This window comes from Streptomyces sp. TRM49041 (genome assembly GCF_008271805.1).
Classification (GTDB): domain Bacteria; phylum Actinomycetota; class Actinomycetes; order Streptomycetales; family Streptomycetaceae; genus Streptomyces.
In genome coordinates, this window is the sequence record NZ_VSRY01000139.1 from 103745 (window position 1) to 121950 (window position 18206).

Genomic DNA, 18206 nt, shown 5'->3' on the forward strand with positions numbered 1-18206 from the left:
GGTTAGGGTCAACAGCCATGATTCCAGAAGGTTTTGCGGGATATCTGGACCGGCTCGGCATCACACCCTCCGGTACGCCCTCCGTCGAGGAGCTCTTCGCCTTGCAGCGGGCACATCTGGAGCGGGTGCCGTACGAGAACATCGGCATCCAGGTCGGCCGGCCGCCCGGGATGGACCCGGAGCTGTCCGTACGCCGGTTCACCGCCGGGCAGGGCGGCTACTGCTTCCATCTGAACGGGGGCTTCGCCGCACTGCTGAAGGCCCTCGGATACGACGTCACCCGGCATGTCGGCGGTGTCCACATGGAACCGGAGGGGCGCGGCGCGAACGGCAACCACATGGCGCTGACCGTGCGGGTCGGCGGCGAGGCGTGGTTCGTCGACGTCGGACTCGGCGACGGCCCGCACGAGCCGCTGCCGCTGCGAGCGGGAACGTATGAACAGGGGCCGTTCACATACGGACTCGAGCCCTCCGTCAGCGAGCCGGGCGGCTGGACGTTCCACCACGACAAGCACAGCACGTTCCCCGTCATGGAGTTCCGCGGGCAGTCGGCCGCGCCGGCGGAGTTCGCCGACGAGCACCGGCGGCTGTCCACGGCGGCGGACTCGCCGTTCATGACGACGTTCACCGCGCTGCGCCGTGACCCGGACGCCGTGCACGTGCTGCGGGGCAGGGTCCTGACGCGGATCGACGCGGTGGGGCGCGCGGAACGCGAGGTGGACACGGCCGAGGCGTGGTTCGGGCTGCTCGCCGGCTTCTTCGGACGGGACCTGGCCGACCTGGACGCCGCCGACCGTACGGCCCTGTGGGAGCGGGTGGGCGACGCGCACGAGAAGTGGCTGCGCTCCCGTGCGGACGGGGGCGCCGGCCAGGGGTAGCGGCCGGTGCGGGAACGCCGCTCCGGGTCCCTCGGCGTTCGGAGGCACCGGCCGGCGCCGCTCCCCGCGAAGGTGAATGCCTGCCTCCCCGCCAAGGCGACGCACTCGTCGAGCTCCGTCGTCTTCCGGGCGTGCCTGCTGTTCGAACCTGCGCACTCGTGCAACGCCGCCACCGGGACGAGCTGGTGGTGACGGGCGCGGTGACCGTTGCCCTCCGGGATGCGGACAGCGGGTACGGCGGGGAAACTGAAGGTCAGGGGGTCGGTCTGCGAGAGGATGACCCATGTCCATGATGGACAAGCTCAAGAACATGCTCAAGGGGCACGAGCACCAGGCGGCCAAGGCGACCGACAAGACGGGTGACTTCGTCGACGACAAGACCCAGGGCCGGTACAGCGGCCGGGTCGACGCCGCTCAGGAGAGGCTCAAGGAACAGACGGGCCAGGAGCAGTCCGACCGCCGTCAGGAACCGCCCCAGCACTGATCCCCCGGTATTCCCTGCTCCGGCCCCCGGGCCGGCCGCGATGTCACCTGTGTCGTCACGGCCGGGCCGGGGGCCGTTCACGTCCGGGCCCCCGACCGCGGCGTGCGGGGGGGCGGCGGGACCACCCGGTCGTACGTCCCGGCGTGCGGTGGTGCGGTCGCGGCTGGTGAAGAGTCGTGCCGCGTCCCCCACTGCCCGGTCGTGAGGCGGTCAGCCGCCCGTGGCGCGCCGCTGCCGGACCGCGGCGACACGCCGGTAGAGCTCGACGGCCTCGGTGTGCCGGCCCAGTTGCTCCAGACACTGGGCCTCGTCGTTGCGGCTGGCGAGCGTGTCGGGGTGGTCCGGGCCGAGGACCCGCTCGCGGGCGCCGGCCACGTGCCGATAGCCGGTGAGCGCCTCGGACCAGCGGCCGAGCCAGCCCAGGCACACGGCGACCTCCCGGCCGCTGACCAGGGTGTCCGGGTGGTCCGGGCCGAGGACCCGATCGCGGATCGCGGCGACGTCGCGGGCCTCGGCGAGGGCCTCCTCCCAGCGGCCCAGGCGGCCCAGGTTGACACCGAGGCCGTGCCGGGCGCGCAGGGTCTCCGGGTGGTCGGGGCCGTGCACGCGGATGCGGGCGGCGGTCAGTTCGCGGTACAGCTCCAGCGCCTCGTGACCGCGGCCCAGGCGGCCGAGGCCGATGCCGACCTCGTAGCGGGCGGCGAGTGTGTCCGGGTGGTCGGGGCCCAGCGCCCGGGCGCGGGCGGCGGCGACCTCCCGGTAGGTTCTCAGGGCGTCCGTCCAGCGGCCCAGCCGGCCGAGCGTGTAGGCGACTTCGTAGAGGGTGACCAGGGTGTCGGGGTGCTCGGGGCCGAGCAGTGCGGCGCGGGCCGTGGCCACGTCGTACGCCATCCGGTAGGACTCCTCCAGGCGGCCGAGTCTGCCGAGCGTGAACGCCAGGTTGTGGCGGCAGCGGAGGGTGTCCGGGTGGTCGGCGCCCATGGTGCGTTCGCGGGCGGTGAGGACGGCGGCGTACACCTGGTGGGCCTCGAAGTGGCGGCCGAGCCGGCCCAGGACGTACGCCATCTCCTGACGGGCCGTGAGGGTGTCCGGGTGGTCGGCGCCGAGGACGCGGGCGCGGCCCTCGGCGACCCGGCCGAACTCGTGGAGGGCGTCGGCGGCGCGGCCGGTGCGGCTGAGGGTGAAACCGATCTCGTAGCGGCTGGCGAGGGTGTCGGGGTGGTCCGGGCCCAGGACGTGCTCGCGTTCGGCGGCGACGGCGCGGTGCACCTCACCGGCCTCCGCCCAGCGGCCCAGCCGCCCGAGGCTGAGGCCCGCGCTGTGCCGGCCGGCCAGGACGGCGAGCAGCTCCGGCGGGGTGAGGCGCTCGGGGGCGGGCGGAGCGGGCAGGGCGGGCGGGGCGGTGAAGGGGTACGCGGCGGAGCGCGGGACGGCCGCGGTGGCGGTCGTCCACTCGCCGGTGAGGCTCGCGGCCGGGTCTTCCGCCGCCGGCGCGGTGCGCAGGGCGGTGGCGCCGAGGGCCTTCCGGCCCGTCTTCATGGACCGGGTCCAGGCGGGCAGTCGGGGGGTGTCCGGGGCCGGGGCGGCGGTATGGGGGCCGGCATGGAGGGACGGGTGGAGGGACGGGTTCAGGCCGGGGAGCCGGCCCGGAGCCAGGTCCGGACGGTAGGGCCTGTCGTCGCGCAGGACCGTGGCCGGGCGGTGGGGGGCCTCCGTGGGGAGGACGGTGCGGCGGCTGCCGACGATGCGGCGGCGCAGGTCGCCCGCGTCGGTGGGGCGGGCCTCCGGGGTCTTGGCGAGAAGGTCGAGGACGATCCGCTCGAACAGCGGGGGCAGTTCCGCGCGGTGCTTTCGGAGCGGCTCGGGCGGGGTGTCGCGGTGGCCGACGAGGACAGCCCAGGCGTCGTCCTGGTCGAACGGCGGGACGCCGGTGGCGATCTCGTACAGGACGCAGCCCAGCGAGTACAGGTCGCTGCGGTGGTCGATCTGGCCGCCGCTGATCTGCTCGGGCGACATGTAGTGCGGGGTGCCCATGGCGATGCCGCCGCCGGTGAGGCGGGAGGTGAAGCCGATGTCGGCGCCGAGGCGCGCTATCCCGAAGTCGCAGATCTTCACCGTGCCGTCGGACAGCCGCATGATGTTCGCGGGCTTGAGGTCGCGGTGGACGATGCCCTGCCGGTGGGTGTAGGCGAGCGCGTCGGCGACCTGCTCGGCGATGTCGACGACGTCGTGGACGGGCAGCGGGTGGTGCTTGTTGTCCTCCAGGAGCTGGCTGAGGTTGCGGCCCTCGAGAAGCTCCATGACGAGGTACAGGGTGCCGTCGGACTCGCCGAAGTCGTGGACGACGGTGACGCCGCGGTGCTGGAGGGCCGCGGCGACGCGGGCCTCGCGGCGGAAGCGCTCACGCAGGACGCGGACGAAGTTCGGGTCCTGCTGCGGGCCCAGCGGCTTGAGGCACTTGACGGCGACGCGGCGGCCGAGCGACTCGTCGGTGGCCCGCCACACCTCGCCCATGCCGCCGCGCCCGATCACCTCCAGCAGCCGGTAGCGGCTCTGGATCAGCCTGGTGTCCGCCATCGCGTGCTGTCGCCCCCGTCGGTTCGCTGCGCCCTCCCCGGCCCGTCCAGTATGGCGCCCTGTCTGCGGAGTTTGTACGGGGCCGGGCGGGTGTCGGCACGGGCGGGGGCGGGGAGTGGTACGCGCACCCGGCCACGCGCCGCCGGAGCGGTGCGCGCGCCGGGTGCCGTGCGGGGTGGCCGTACGGGGTGCCGTGCGGCCGCCCCGGGCCGTGGTGTCACCGGCGGACGCGTGGCATGCCCAGGCCGATCCAGGAGATGATCTCGCGCTGGATCTCGTTGTTGCCGCCGCCGAAGGTGAAGATGACGGCCGATCGGTAGCCCCGCTCCAGGTCGCCGCGGAGGACGGCGCCCGCCGAACCGGCCTTGAGCGGGCCCGCCGCGCCGACGACCTCCATGAGGCAGGCGTACGCGTCACGGCGGGCCTCCGAGCCGTACACCTTGACCGCGGAGGCGTCCTGCGGGGTGAGGGTGCCGTGTTCGACGGCGCTGACCATGCGCCAGTTCAGGAGCTTCATGGCGTCCAGGCGGGTGTGGGTGCGGGCGAGGCGCTGCCGGACCCAGCCGAGGTCGATGACGCGGCGGCCGTCGGCGAGCTTGGTGGCGGCGGCCCAGCGCTGGACGTCGTGCAGGGCGCGGATGGCCATCGTGCCGTGGGCGGCGAGGGTCACGCGTTCGTGGTTGAGCTGGTGCGTGATGAGGCGCCAGCCCTGGTTCTCGGGGCCGACGCGGCGGGAGACGGGGACGCGGACATCGTCGTAGTAGCTCGCGGTGGTGTCGTGGCCGGCGAGGGTGTGAATGACGGTGCAGGAGTAGCCGGGATCCGTGGTCGGGGCGAGGAGCATGGTGATGCCCTTGTGGGGCGGGGCGTCGGGGTCGGTGCGGACGGCGAGCCACACCCAGTCGGCGGTGTCGCCGTTGGTCGTCCAGATCTTCTGGCCGTTCACGACGTAGGTGTCGCCGTCGAGGACGGCACGGGTGCGCAGCGACGCGAGGTCGGTGCCGGCGTCGGGCTCGCTGTAGCCGATCGCGAAGTCGATCTCGCCGGAGAGGATGCGGGGCAGGAAGTGCGCCTTCTGCTCGTCGGTGCCGTACCGCATGATCGTGGGGCCCACGGTGTTGAGGGCCATCAGGGGCAGCGGGACGCCGGCCTGGGCGGCCTCGTCGAAGAAGATGAACTGCTCCATGGGCGTGAGCCCCCGCCCGCCGTACTCCACCGGCCAGCCGACCCCGAGCCAGCGGTCCGCGCCGAGGCGGCGGACGGTGTCGCGGTAGAAGCGCTTACGGGCGGTGTGGTCGGCGTCCTCGGGCGCGGGTTCGGGGACGGCGTCGGCGAAGTAGGCGCGCAGCTCTGCGCGTAACCGCTGCTGTTCCGGCGTGTATTCGAGGTGCACGGCCCCTCCAGGCGTCTCGCCCCCGCGGCGGCGCGGCGGCTCCCTCTGCGGCGGGCGCACAGAGTAGAACGCGTTGCAGTAAGGGGGAAGGGGCGTGCGGGTGTCCCCTCGCCGCGTGCTTCGGTCCCGCGAGGGCGCCTCAGCGCGTGTGCCCCCGCCGGGTGGAGCGAGGCGTGTGCTCAGGCGGAAACGGTGGGTCACGGGGCGGTGCGGACCCGTGGTCACAGAGCGATGATGATGGCCATCGCGGCGAAGAGGGCCGCTACCAGGAGGACGACGGTCAGGATCAGCGCCAGGGGGGCCTTGGCCCACCCCTTCGGGGGGTTGTGGGTCTCTTCCGGGCCCGCGCCCGGGAGGCTGGACTCGGCCGGTGGGGTTTCGCCGGGGGGTACGCCGCCGCCTGCGTCCAGGCCGGGGGTGCGGTCCGGGTCGGGGTCGGGGTTGATGTGGGTCATACGGCACGGGTGCGCAGCTCGGGGGGTTTCATGCGGCTTCTCGCCGGACTGCTTAGGAGTGGGGGCAGGGGGGTACTCCGGACCGACGGTGACGGTTCGGCCCGCGGCCGGCTAGGAGGTGCTGACATGGTCTACGACCCCTCTTCCGGTTCACTGTGGATGGAGTACGCGCCGGGGCCCGGACGCCCGGCGCTCGACGGGTCCGTCGAGACCGAGGTCGTCGTGGTGGGCGGCGGGGTCGCCGGGCTGTGTACGGCGTGGGAGCTGGCCAGGGCCGGGCATCCGGTGGTGGTGCTGGAGGCGGACCGGATCGCCGCGGGGGTGACCGGCCACACCACGGCGAAGCTGTCCGCGCTGCACGGCCTGGTGTACGCGGACATCCGGTCGCTGCACGGCGCCCGGGCCGCCCGGCAGTACGCACACTCGCAGCAGCTGGCCGTCGAGCACGTCGCCGAGGTGAGCGACGAGCTGGGCATCGACTGCGACCTGGAGCGGCTCCCGGCGTACACGTACACCGAGGACCCGGAGCGGGCCGACGCGGTGCGGGCGGAGGCGGACGCGGCGCTGGAGGCGGGGCTGCCCGCGTCGTACGTGACGGAGACGCCGCTGCCGTTCCCGGTGGTGGCCGCGGTGCGCGTGGAGAGCCAAGCGCAGTTCCATCCGCGGAAGTACCTGCTGGCGATCGCCGCGCACCTGGAGCGGCTGGGCGGGCGGATCTACGAGCGGACCAGGGTGACCGGCCTCAAGGAGGGCACGCCGTGCGAGGTGGTCACCGAGCGGGGCCACGCCGTGGTGGCCCGGTACGTCGTGGTGGCCACGCACTATCCGGTGTTCGACCGGGCGCTGCTGTTCACCCGGCTGGAGCCGAAGCGGGAGCTGGTGGTGGCGGGCTCGGTCCCGGCGGACCGCGACCCCGGCGGCGCGTTCCTGACGCCCGAGGGCGGTACGCGGTCCGTGCGGACGGCGCCGTACGGCGAGGAGGGGCGGCGGATGCTCATCGTCACCGGCGAGAAGTTCGCGCCCGGGACGGCGGCCGAGGGCGAGGTGGGCGAGCGGTACCGGCGGCTGGAGGGGTGGGCGCGGGAACGGTTCGGGGACGTGGAGTTCAGCCACCGGTGGGCCACGCAGGACAACTGGACGCCGGACCGGGTGCCGTACGTCGGGCGTATGCACGCCGGTGCCCGGCACGTGTACGTCGCGACCGGGTTCGCCGGGTGGGGGCTGAGCGGCGGCGTGATGGCGGGGGCGCTGCTGGCGGACCGCATCCGGGAACGTGATCCGGCCTGGACGTCGCTCTACGACCCGGTACGGCTCCACCCGGTGCGCGAGGTGCCCGCGGTGCTGCGGCTTCAGGCGCAGGTGGCCAGGCACTTCGTGGCCGACCGGGCGCCCGGCGCGTACGCCGACTCGGTGGCGGAGGTGGGCCCCGGCCAGGGGGCGGTGGTACGGGTCGGCGGGCGGCGGCTGGCGGTGCACCGGGACGCGGCGGGGGCGCTGCACGCGGTGTCCGCGCGGTGTACGCACCGGGGGTGCCTCGTGCACTTCAACGACGCGGAGGTCGCGTGGGAGTGCCCCTGCCACGGGTCGCGCTTCGACGTGGAGGGGCGGGTCGTGGAGGGGCCCGCGACGCGGCCGCTGGAGCGGGCCGAGGTGGAGGACGCGGCGGACGACGCGACGGAGGGCGAGGGCACGCCGCCGGGGGCGTAGCGGAGAAGTCTCGGCGGAGTAGTTGCGGAGTAGTTGCGGAGGGCGGCGTGGAGGGGCCACGCCGCGATGGTGTCCGCGGCGTGGCCCGGGGGACGGTCGGGTCAGGGCAGGAGTTCGTCGAGGGCGGCCTTCCCCTTCTCGGCCATCCTGCGCTCGGCCCAGGCCAGATTCTTGGGGTTCACGTCGCGCCCGGAGGCGAGGACCAGGTCTTCCGCGGTGAACTCGCCTTCCGCACCGCTGTGCAGGATGGCGTCAGGGGTGACGCCACCCCGCCGGGAGGTCGTTTCGGGCTCTTCTCTCATGCCGCCTCCTTGTTCGTCCGGCACTGGCCATTGTCGTCGCCGCCCAGCGGGAGCGCATCCCCTCACCGGGCGCCGTCGGAGGCTCCGGGGGCGGGCGCCCGGGGACGCGGGCGGCGGACGAGGGCGGCGGCCTCCTTCAGCGTGAGGGCGGCGCCCTCCGCGTACGCGGCTGCGTAGCCTGCGGGGGCCAGGGCGGCCCGGGCCACGGCCTCGGCCTCGTCGCGCACGTCCCTCTCGGCCTCGGGCGTGAGCTGGCGGAGGCCCGTACCGCCGTGGGTGTCGCCGTGCCGGTCGTACGCGCCGACGAGCCGGGCGGCGGTGTGCGGGTCGCCGAGGCGGGCCAGCGCCAGGGCGGCGGTCGCGAACTGGCCGAGCAGCAGGGGTGGGGCGACCAGGTGGGCGAGGGTCTCCAGGCTGCGGACAGCCTCGGCGACCCGCTCCAGGGCGCGGGCGTGGTTGCCCTCGACGCAGTCGAGCCAGGCGCGCAGGCCGGTGACCATGCCCGTGAACATCTCGGCCGTGCCGGGGCGCAGCTCCCGCCCGATCATGTCGACATGCGCACGGGCCTGCGGGACGCGGCCGGTCAGGCCGTAGTGCTGGGCGAGCAGCAGCCGGGCGGTGCTGATCACCTCGGTGTTGTGCTCGGCGGCCTCGTCGGAGGCGGCCTCCAGCATCCGCTCGGCGCGGGCGCGCTCGGCGGGGCCGGTCGCGGTGTGAAGGCGGACGGCGGCGAGGCGGGCCCGGAAGACGGTGACCTGCGTGGGATCGCCGATCCGCCGGGCGCCGTCCATGGCCCCCTGGAAGTCGCGAGCCGCCTCCGCGTACCTGCCCGCACGCTCGTACGCCTCGCCGCGCGCGGAGAGCGACTGGGCGATGCCCCACGGATTCCCGGCCTCCTCGAACCGGGCCAGGGCCTCCTCGGCGTCGGCGGGGTCGCCGGGCAGCATCTTGGCCCGCATGAGGAGGGCGAAGCCGATGTCGCCGGCGTCGCCGTGGGTGCGGCAGCAGTCGAGGCAGGAGTCCATGGTGGCGCGGAGGGACGGGAGGTCGCCGGTCATGAGGCGTACGAAGAACCACATCGCGCCGGGCTGGCGGCTGTTCTGAGGGTGGCCCGGCCGATAGGCGTCGACGACGGCCCGGAGGTACGCGCGCATCTCCGGTCTCTCCAGGGCGGCCGCGCCCAGGTCGCCGTCGGCGGCGAGGACCAGGAGCCGTACGCTGCGGCGGGCCTCCCACAGCTGGTCCTCCGGCCAGGGCGGCGGGGTGGCCGTACAGGGCTCGGTGAGCGGGACGGCGGGGCGGACCGGCGGCAGGAACGGGTCGGGACCGAGCGCGGCGACGGCGGCGGACCAGAAGCCGGCGTCCGGCTGGTGGCCGCGCAGTTGCCAGTACCAGCTCATCGACATGACGAGGCACATTCCCTCCTGCTCCTCACCGCGGTCGACGGCGGTGCGCAGGGCGGCCCGTACGTTGTCGTGCTCGGCCTCGAAGACCCGTAGCCAGGCGGCTTGGCGCGGGCCGCGCAGCTCCCGGTCGCCGGTGCGGGCGAGCTCGCGGTACGCCGCGAGGTGGCGGAGTTCGGTGGTGTCCCGCTCCCCCGCCTCGTCGAGGCGTTCGGAGGCGTACTCGGCGACGGTCTCCAGGAGGCGGTAGCGCATGGTGCCGTCGGGGGCGGGGGCGGCGACGACGAGGGACTTGTCGATGAGGGAGGTGAGGTGATCGAGGGTGTCGGCCGCGGGGCCGGGGTTGCCGGGAGCGGCGCAGACGGTCTCCGCCTGGGCGGGCGCACAGCCGCCGGAGAAGACGGAGAGGCGGCGCAGTACGGCACGCTCGTGGTGGTCGAGCAGGTCCCAGGACCAGTCGACGACGGCGCGCAGGGTCTGCTGGCGGGGCAGGGCGGTGCGGCTGCCGCCGGTGAGGAGGCGGAAGCGGTCGTCGAGCCGGTCGGCGATCCGGCGCGGGTCGAGGGCGCGGAGTCGGGCGGCGGCGAGTTCGATGGCGAGGGGCAGGCCGTCCAGGCGGCGGCAGATCTCGACGCACGCGTCGGGGTCGTCGCGGACCTCGAACCCGGCCCGGGCGGCGGCGCCCCTCTCCCCGAGGAGCCGCAGCGCCGCCTCGGCCGGCAGGGGCTCGACGGGCCGTAGGGTCTCCCCCGGCACGGTGAGGGGCTCCCGGCTGGTCGCGAGGACGGTGAGGCCGGGGCACCGTTCGAGGAGATGCTGGGCGAGGTGGGCGGCGGCGGAGACGACGTGCTCGCAGTTGTCCAGGACGAGCAGGACGCGGCGCCGGGCGCAGCGCTCCACGAGCTCGGCGAGCGGGTCACGGCCGCCCGCCTGGCCGGTGTCGGCCGACCACCGGATCGCCTCACGGGCGCCCAGCGCGGTCAGTACGGTCTCGGGGACGTCCGCCCCGTCCCGTACGGGCGCGAGCTCGGCGACCCACACGCCGTCGGTCCAGGCGGCGGCCACCGCGTCGGCCGCCTCCAGGGCCAGCCGCGTCTTGCCCACCCCGCCGGGGCCGAGGAGCGTCACCAGCCGCCGCTCCCCCAGGTCCCCGGCGAGCGCGGCGAGCTCGGCGCCCCTGCCGACGAAGGACGTGAGCCGGGCCCGGAGGTTTCCCTGCGCCTGCGGCACGCCGGGGCCGGGCTGACCGGCGTGCGCGGGTGGTGCTGTCGGGCTGTGGGCCTTCGGGGACGGCGGGGGCGTTGTGGGGGCGGGGGCGAGGAGTTCGGTGTGGAGGGCGCGTAGTTGGGGGCTCGGGTCGGTGCCCAGGTGGTGAGAGAGGTGAGTGCGGGTCTGTTCGTAGGTGTGGAGGGCCTCGGCGTGGCGGCCCGCGGCGCGGAGGGCCCTGATGTGCAGCGCGGCGAGCGGCTCGTCCAGGGGGTGGGCGGCGGCCAGCTCGGCGAGGCCGGTCAGGGCCTGTTCGGGGCGGCCGAGCGCCACCTCGGCGGCGAGGCGGTCGCGCCGGGCGCCCGTGCGGAGGCGTTCCGCCCGTACGGCGAGGGGGTCGTCGTCCCGGCCGGGCAGGTCGGCCAGGGCGGGACCCTGCCACAGGGCGAGCGCCCGGTCGAGGAGGTGCGCGGCGGCGGCCGGGTCGTCGGCGGCCAGCGCGGTGGCGCCCTCGGCGGCGAGCCGTTCGAAGCGGAACAGGTCGATGTCGTCCGGGCCCCCGGCGAGCCGCAGCCGGTAGCCGCCCCGCGCGAGGTCCACGGCCTCCCTGCCGAGGGCCCGGCGGAGGCGGCCCACCAGCGCCTGGAGGGCGGCGGGCTCGTCGGCGGGCGGGGTGTCGGCCCAGATCTGGGCGGCCAGCTCCCCGGCGGGTACCGCACGCCCGGCGGCCGCCGCGAGGGCGGTGAGGAGTGCCCGCAGCCGGGGACCGCCGACGGGTGCCTCGGTGCCGTCGGGGCGGAGCGCACGGGTGGCGCCGAGTACGCGGTAGCGGTGTGTCACCGGGTCATTCTGCCCCGCCCCGGGTTCCGGTTCCGGGCTGGAAGCCGCCGGTCACGGTGGCCCGGCCGCCGTCCGCCGCCGTCGCGGTGACGGTGTAGCGGTCGCCGCGTGCGTCGCGGCCGCCTTCGGCGTGGTTGTACTGGGCGGCGAAGACGTGTTCGCCGGTGGGGACGGTGTGGACGCGGCGGAGGGTCCAGGTGTGGACGAGGGCGCCGTTCTCCTCGCGTACGGAGACGGTGAAGTGGTCGGCGGGGAGGGTGCGCCAGTGGCCGGTGCCGGCGACGCCGCCGGTCTGGGCGACGCGTACCTCGACGGTGAGCGCGGTGAGCTCGGCGCCGGTGTGGACGGAGATGTTGGACTGGGCCCAGAAGCGGTTGCTGTGCGGGTCGACCCCGGCCGGTGGCCGGGTCCCAGGTGGGGCCCTCGCCCAGTGCGGCGGTCTCACGGACGGCGACCTCCAGGTGGGCGGAGCTCACCCCGGGCCCCGGTGGCCGAGGCTGGCGGAGAGGTCGTCGGCGCCCTTGGCGGCGAGTTCGGCGAGCTCGGCCTCCCGCTCCTCGCTCCATCGGATCATGGGAACGGAGATGGACAGGGCTGCGACGACCCGGCCGGCGCTGTCGCGGACGGGGGCTGCGACACAACTGACATCCGGGTGGGACTCGCGGTGCTCGGTGGCGATGCCGCGCTCACGGACGACGGCGAGCGCGGCGCGCAGCTCGTCGGGGTCGGTGAGGCTCTCGGGTGTCATCGCGGCGAGTTCACGGCCGTCGATACGGGTGTCGAACTCGTCCTGCGAGAGCGATGCGAGCAGCATCTTGCCGACGGACGTGCAGTGGGCGGGGAGGCGGCGCCCGGCGGCCGACACCATGCGGACGGCGTGGGTGGAGTCCACCTTGGCGATGTAGATGACGTCCAGGCCCTCCAGGATGGCGACATGAACGGTCTCGTCGCAGGTCTCGGCGACCTCGCGGGCGACCCGCTCGCCCTCGGCGGCCAGGTCGAGCTGTTCGGCGTACCGGCTGCCCAGCTGGTACGTGCGTACGCCGAGCCGGAAGCGGCCGGGCTGTCCGGGGACGGGCACGAGGCAGGAGCGGGCGGCGAGCGTGGTGATGAGCTCGTGCACGGTGGTGCGGGGCAGTTGCAGCTTGCGCGTGATCTCCGGCGCGGAGAGCGTGCCGTCGCCGTCGAGGAACAGTTCGAGAATGTCGAGCGCTCTGGTCACCGCGGGAACAAGCCGTCCCATGAGGCCACCCACCCTTTCATTCGAAACCCCGACCACCGGTCGGTATGACGAACGAAGGCTACTCACCACCCCCTTCACGGGCAATGGCCCTGCCGTCTCAGGCCGATGGCGGCCCGACACCGGTCGACGAGAGAGCCATTGGCACCCCGGCGGGGCTGCGGTCACGCCACGGTTCGAACGTGTGACGAGGTATCGAACCCCCCGACGTACCGAACGGACCCCAAGGGCAACTACCGCGCGCATCAGGGCAGCATGCGAGGCGTTCGGGTCTCCGACGACCGTCCCCGCCGACTCGCGGGCCCCGGCGGACACTCCATCAACCCGATGACACAAAGTTCAGCTTTCTTCCGCGGGGTGGGATCGGAGCAGCACCAGGGCCGTGTCGTCATTGCGGGGCGCGGTGTGGCGGGCGTGGTGGACGAGGGCGTCGGCGAGGCCGTCCAGGTCGCGTACGTCGCCGTGGGCGAGCCGGGCGGCGAGGTCGGCGGTGGTCTCGTCGAGGCTCACCCCGGGGATCTCGACGAGCCCGTCGGTGTACAGGGCCAGGAGCGTGCCGGGGGCGAGGGGGACCTCGGTCTCCGGGTACACGGCGGTGGAGTCGATGCCGAGGAGCAGGCCGGGCGGCACGGGCAGGATGTCGGTGGTGCCGTCGGGGTGCCGGCGCAGGGGTGGAGGGTGTCCGGCGGTGGCGAGGACGGCGCGGTGCCGGGCCAGGTCCAGGTGGGCGTAGAGACAACTGGTGAAGAGGCCGGTGTCGAGGTCGATGAGCAGCCGGTTGGTGCGGGCGAGCACCTCGCCCGGCGCCGCCCCGGCGGTCGCGTGGACGGCGGTACGGACCTGGCCCATGAGGGCGGCCGCCTCGACGTTGTGGCCCTGTACGTCGCCGATGGTGACCGCGGCGGTGGTGTCGCCGAGCCGGATGACGTCGTAGAAGTCGCCGCCGATGTCCATGCCGTGCCCGGCGGGCAGATAGCGGGCGGCCACGTCCAGGCCCGGCACGCGGGGCAGGCTGTGCGGGAGCAGCCCGGCCTGGAGGCGGTGGGCGAGGTCCTGCTTGGCGTCGTAGAGGCGGGCACGGTCCAGAGCCTGCGCGACCAGGCCGGCGAGCGAGCTGAGGACGGCCCGCTCCGACGTGTGGAAGCCGTGGGGCCCTGCGTAGCCGACGACCATGGAACCGACGGGACGGCCGGAGGCGATGAGCGGTACGAATGCCCAGGCGGCCGCCGGGGGCCCGGCACAGCCCTGGGGGAAGGCCGTGCGCAGTTCCTCGGAGCCGTGGAAGAAGAGCGGCGCGCCGGTGGTGAAGACCCGGACTTCGGGGGTGTCCGAGGTGAGCGGGACAGAGTAGAGGTTCTCGGTGAGTTCCGGGGCGCAGCCGCTCTGCCCGACGAGACGCAGCCGGCCCTCCTCCGCCAGGAGCAGGGCGATGGACTGCGCACCGAGGGCTGTGGTCATCTGTTCGACCGTCCGCTCCACGACGTCCTGGAGGCCCACGGCCTCGGAGAACGTGGCCGCCAGGTGCATCAGGTGGTAGAGGGCGCTCGCCCGGCCCGTCGCGACGGGCGGCGCGTGGTCCTCTGCGGTCGCCTCCTCCCCGGCGCGGGCGCCGGTGTCGGGGAGTGGGGTGATACGGACGCTGATGCCGGTGCCGTCCGGGTGGAGGCGGAATCGCAGCCGGTGGCCCGGCGGGCGTACGGCGGTGAATGCCGTGGTCTCCCGGCCGATCACGGCCGCCCGGTAGTGGTCCTCCACGGCGGGGTCGTCCAGCCAGGGCAGCGCCTCCCACGGCAGGGCGCCCAGGAGACGACGCACGGGCAGACCGAGGAGGTCGGCGGCCGCCGGGGTGACGAAGGTGATGCGGCCGTCCAGGTCCAGGGCGCAGCTCCCGCCGGGGAGCCGATCGGCGAAGGCCATGGCCGCGACGGCCTGGTCCGGCTCGGCGGCGGGGAGGCGGGGATTGACCACCAGCGGCAGGCCGCCGGGCAGGACGGGCCGCCCGGAGCGGGTGGCGTCGTCCAGGACGGCGGCCATGCGATCGGAGGCCGCCCGGACGGCGTCGGCCTCCGCTTCCGACAGCGTCGGCGGGTGGGAGCCGGGCCAGAGCATGACGAGCCCGCCCCAGGTGGCGGCGCCGGTGGCGAGCGGGAGGGCGGCCAGCGCGAACCGATACGGCAGTACCAGCCCGGGCCGGGGGTAGCGGCGAGCCATCTGCTCCTGGTCGCCGAGCCACACCATGCGCCCCTGGGCCACGGCGTCGGCCACCGGGATGGGGTCACCGAGCCCGACGCGGGTCCAGGAGGCGGCCATCTCCAGGGGCACTCCGCTGACCACGGTGAGGCGCAGTGCCCGGTCGTCCGGCGGCAGTAGGTACACCATGCCGACGGAGGCGCCGGTGTCCTCCATGGCGGCCGTCAGGGCGGCGCCCAGCTCCCGCATCTCCGACCGCACGCTACGCTCCACGCCTCCAGCCTGCCCCGCCGGGCCGCGGAGCGCAGTCCGGCGGGGTCGCGGCTGGTGCAGTCGACGCCGGAGCGGCTCGTACTGCTGCCCGCGCCGCCCCGGCTGGGCGCGCGATGCGCTGCGCGGGATACGTACGCGGAGCGGTACGGAGGCGTGCGCGGCGACCTGGTCGGGGCAGATCGCCACCAACACGTCCTCCGGCACTGAGCGGCCCCGCTGACGTAGGAGGCCGGCAGCGGGTCGGTGGCGGCCTCGCTCTGGACGACGAACGCGGTCGTACCGGGCCGCTCGTCGCAGACGCGGGCGAGGGTGGCAGCGTAACCGCCCTCGTACGGACGGCACAGGAGGCGGACGCCCAGCTCGGCGCTGCGCTCCCGCAGACCGTTCAGCGTGCGCTCGGCGAAGCCGGTGTGCCGGTCGTACACCGCGGCGGCTCCCCGATGGGGAACGCGCCGAGCATGGCACCTCTCCCCTGGCGGAACGCATGCCCGCGGTGGAGCCGGACGGGGCGGTACCGGCGGGGGCGGGCTCGGGAGCCGGTCGGGTCAGACCTCGCGGTTGGGCCAGTCCAGGAGGCGGGCGCCGATTACGGCTGTCTGGAGCGTGTAGCGGTGCATCGGTTCGGCCGGGTTGGAGCCGGTGAGGCGGTGGATGCGGTCCAGGCGGTACGTGAGGGCGCGCACGCTCAGGCTCAGGCGGCGGGCCGCCTCCGCGGCGTTGCAGCCGGAGTCGAAGTACGCGGTGAGCGTGTCCAGCAGAGGACGGGCGCCGCCGCGGGCCTGCTCCAGCGGGCCGAGGGCGCTGCGCACGAGGTCGGCCATGGCCTGCCGGTCACGCGTCAGGACGGGGAAGACCAGCAGGTCGGCGGCGCGCAGCACCGGTTCGTCCAGGTTCATCCGCTCGGCGAGGTCCAGCGCGTTCAGGGCCTCCTCGTACGAGTGGACGACGCCGCCCGGCCCGGAGTGCGGGCGCCCGATGGCGACCCGGCCGCCGTCGGTGGCGGCGTGCGCGTGCTTGGCGAAGAACGCCATCACGTCGTCCTGGTCGCCGGGCGCCACGCACACCAGACGGCCGTCCTTGGTGGTGAACAGGATGCGCCGGTCGCCGAAGCGGCTCAGCAGGGCCTGCTCGACCTGGCGGGAGACCGGCCCGGCCTCGTCGTACGCCGTGCGGGCGTCGGCCACCGCCACGGCGTGCGCGCGGGCGAGGCGCAGCCCGAACCGCTCGGCGCGCTCGGCGAGCCGGCCGAGGTCGCTCCGGCCGTACAGCAGGTCGTCGATGAACTCGCGGCGGGCGGCCTCCTCCTGGCGCACCGCCAGCCGCTGGGCCTGCTCGTAGCCCTCGGCGAACGCGTCGATGGCCTGCTGGACGGCGGCGAGCACGCTGTCCGTGGAGTGGTCGCCGGGCCATGCCTCCCGGGTCGCCGCCAGGTGCATGACGACGAGGGCGCGCAGGCCGTGCCCGGCCTCGGCCGCGCGCTCGCCCAGGGCGCGGCGGGCGCGCAGCTCGTCGCGATTGAGGCGCCGCCCGGTGGCCGAGACCTCCGCCAGGATGGCGGCGTACCCGTCCAGGTACTCGCCGAATGTCTCCCGCTCCCGCGCCGCCACGCTCTTCCCCCACTGGTCCTGTGTTCCGGTCGTCCAAAGGCGCTCTTGACGCGCTCCTGACGTGCACTGCCGTGGGTAAGGGTGCCAGACCCGCCGTCGGACGTCCGCCCCGTTATGTTTTTCGCGGTCCTGCAAGAGGGCCGCTGGCCTCCGGGCCCGGCATGACTTTTGCCCCCTGTCGCACGGATGACCGGGGGGGGTGGTGTCACCGGGCCCGGGAGGTGCCGTCGGAGACGCTGATGAGAGGTCCGACCACCGCCTGGCCGGGCGCAATGCCCAGCCATCCGCGGGCGGCAGGTCTGCATAACGTGGATGCGCGAGAACGGCCCCGATGCCCAGGCCAGCACGTAACGAACGAGTGGGGGCACAGTGATCGACACTGACGGCGTGGGCGTCTTCCTCGGCTTGGACGTCGGCAAGAGCACGCATCATGGGCACGGGCTGACCCCGGCCGGGAAGAAGGTCTTCGACAAGCCGCTGCCGAACAGCGAACCGAAACTGCGGGCCGTCTTTGACAAGCTGCGCGACAAGTTCGGCACTGTCCTCGTGGTCGTGGACCAGCCCGCCTCGATCGGCGCCCTCCCGCTCGCGGTGGCCCGTGACGCGGGCTGCCAGGTGGCCTACCTGCCCGGACTGGCCATGCGGCGGATCGCTGACCTCTACCCGGGCGAGGCCAAGACCGACGCGAAGGACGCCGCGGTGATCGCGGACGCCGCCCGCACCATGCCCCACACCCTGCGTTCGCTGGAACTGACCGACGAGATCACCGCCGAGCTGACCGTGCTCGCGGGCTTCGACCAGGACCTCGCAGCCGAGGCCACCCGCACCTCCAACCGGATACGCGGCCTGCTCACCCAGTTCCACCCCAGCCTGGAGCGCGTTCTCGGGCCCCGCCTCGACCACCAGGCCGTCACCTGGCTGCTGGAGCGCCACGGCTCTCCGGCCGCCCTGCGCAAGGCAGGCCGCCGCAGACTCGTCGAACTGATCCGCCCGAAGGCCCCGCGCATGGCCGCCCGGCTCATCGACGACGTATTCGACGCGCTCGACGAACAGACCGTCGTCGTCCCTGGCACCGGCACCCTCGACATCGTGGTCCCCTCCCTGGCCCGCTCGCTCGCGGCGGTCCACGAACAACGCCGGGCCCTGGAAACGCAGATCAACGAACTGCTGGAGGCTCACCCTCTTTCCCCGGTCCTGACGTCGTTGCCCGGCGTCGGCGTCAGGACCGCCGCAGTCCTCCTGGTCACCGTCGGCGACGGCAGCTCGTTCCCGAGCGCCGCCCACCTGGCCTCCTACGCCGGCCTCGCGCCGGCGACCAAGTCGTCCGGGACCTCGATCCACGGCGAACACGCACCCCGAAGCGGAAACCGGCAGCTCAAACGCGCGATGTTCCTCTCCGCGTTCGCCGCTCTGCATGATGCCGCCTCCCGCACCTACTACGACCGCTGCCGAGCCCGTGGCAAGACCCACACCCAGGCACTTCTGCGCCTCGCCCGCCATCGCATCAGCGTCCTGTTCGCCATGCTCCGCGACGGAACCTTCTACGAACCCCGCACACCCGACGACGTCGAACTCGCCGCATAACCTCAGCAAGCACCAACCACCCCAAACCCGACAGGGGCGCCTTGACGAAAGACATAGAGGCACCCCC

General features: G+C 74.3%; 13 protein-coding genes and 1 pseudogene. 4 read left to right on the plus strand and 10 right to left on the minus strand.

All coding sequences use genetic code 11. The features are described 5' to 3' along the window. The first annotated feature begins 17 nt into the window (after positions 1-17). Both FVS66_RS17915 and FVS66_RS17920 read left to right on the plus strand, forming a co-directional pair. Positions 18-878: an arylamine N-acetyltransferase gene (locus FVS66_RS17915; RefSeq protein ID WP_149182179.1), complete on the plus strand. Its 861-nt coding sequence runs from the start codon at positions 18-20 to the stop codon at positions 876-878. Between the two features lie 283 nt (positions 879-1161). After that, positions 1162-1362, plus strand: coding sequence for an antitoxin (locus FVS66_RS17920; RefSeq protein WP_149182180.1), 201 nt, complete (start codon positions 1162-1164; stop codon positions 1360-1362). A gap of 210 nt (positions 1363-1572) precedes the next feature. On the opposite strand, the gene FVS66_RS17925 is transcribed toward FVS66_RS17920, so the two are convergent. The 3 genes from FVS66_RS17925 to FVS66_RS17940 all read right to left on the minus strand — a co-directional run bounded on the left by FVS66_RS17925 (position 1573) and on the right by FVS66_RS17940 (position 5787). After that, complete coding sequence (locus tag FVS66_RS17925) at positions 1573-3939, minus strand: serine/threonine-protein kinase (protein WP_149182181.1); 2367 nt, start codon at positions 3937-3939, stop codon at positions 1573-1575. Between the two features lie 217 nt (positions 3940-4156). Continuing rightward, positions 4157-5332 (minus strand): acyl-CoA dehydrogenase family protein, encoded by a 1176-nt coding sequence (locus FVS66_RS17935; protein ID WP_149182182.1) that lies wholly within the window; start codon positions 5330-5332, stop codon positions 4157-4159. Positions 5333-5553: 221 nt separating this feature from the next. Further along, positions 5554-5787, minus strand: a complete 234-nt coding sequence (locus tag FVS66_RS17940; RefSeq protein WP_149182183.1) for a DUF6480 family protein — start codon at positions 5785-5787, stop codon at positions 5554-5556. 126 nt (positions 5788-5913) lie between these two features. On the opposite strand from FVS66_RS17940, the gene FVS66_RS17945 reads away from it, so the two are divergent. After that, positions 5914-7494: an FAD-dependent oxidoreductase gene (locus FVS66_RS17945; RefSeq protein WP_149182184.1), complete on the plus strand. Its 1581-nt coding sequence runs from the start codon at positions 5914-5916 to the stop codon at positions 7492-7494. Positions 7495-7595: 101 nt separating this feature from the next. On the opposite strand, the gene FVS66_RS17950 is transcribed toward FVS66_RS17945, so the two are convergent. The 7 genes and pseudogenes from FVS66_RS17950 to FVS66_RS17980 all read right to left on the minus strand — a co-directional run bounded on the left by FVS66_RS17950 (position 7596) and on the right by FVS66_RS17980 (position 16555). After that, on the minus strand, positions 7596-7796 hold the full coding sequence (locus FVS66_RS17950) for a hypothetical protein (protein WP_149182185.1): 201 nt from the start codon (positions 7794-7796) through the stop codon (positions 7596-7598). A gap of 62 nt (positions 7797-7858) precedes the next feature. Then, positions 7859-11245 (minus strand): BTAD domain-containing putative transcriptional regulator, encoded by a 3387-nt coding sequence (locus tag FVS66_RS17955; protein WP_149182186.1) that lies wholly within the window; start codon positions 11243-11245, stop codon positions 7859-7861. A 4-nt stretch (positions 11246-11249) separates the two neighbouring features. Next, positions 11250-11690, minus strand: coding sequence for a hypothetical protein (locus tag FVS66_RS17960; protein WP_149182187.1), 441 nt, complete (start codon positions 11688-11690; stop codon positions 11250-11252). A 27-nt stretch (positions 11691-11717) separates the two neighbouring features. Continuing rightward, on the minus strand, positions 11718-12488 hold the full coding sequence (locus tag FVS66_RS17965) for an IclR family transcriptional regulator (RefSeq protein ID WP_149182188.1): 771 nt from the start codon (positions 12486-12488) through the stop codon (positions 11718-11720). 336 nt (positions 12489-12824) lie between these two features. Then, entirely contained in the window at positions 12825-14924 is a 2100-nt protein-coding gene (locus FVS66_RS17970; protein WP_149182196.1) for a SpoIIE family protein phosphatase, read from the minus strand. A gap of 162 nt (positions 14925-15086) precedes the next feature. Beyond that, positions 15087-15382 (minus strand): annotated as a pseudogene (locus FVS66_RS17975) (substrate-binding domain-containing protein); the annotation flags it as partial. Positions 15383-15493: 111 nt separating this feature from the next. Beyond that, positions 15494-16555: a CdaR family transcriptional regulator gene (locus FVS66_RS17980; RefSeq protein WP_149182189.1), complete on the minus strand. Its 1062-nt coding sequence runs from the start codon at positions 16553-16555 to the stop codon at positions 15494-15496. 369 nt (positions 16556-16924) lie between these two features. Between FVS66_RS17980 and FVS66_RS17985 the strand changes: the two genes are divergently transcribed. After that, positions 16925-18139, plus strand: a complete 1215-nt coding sequence (locus FVS66_RS17985) for an IS110 family transposase (protein WP_149180445.1) — start codon at positions 16925-16927, stop codon at positions 18137-18139. Positions 18140-18206: the final 67 nt, after the last annotated feature.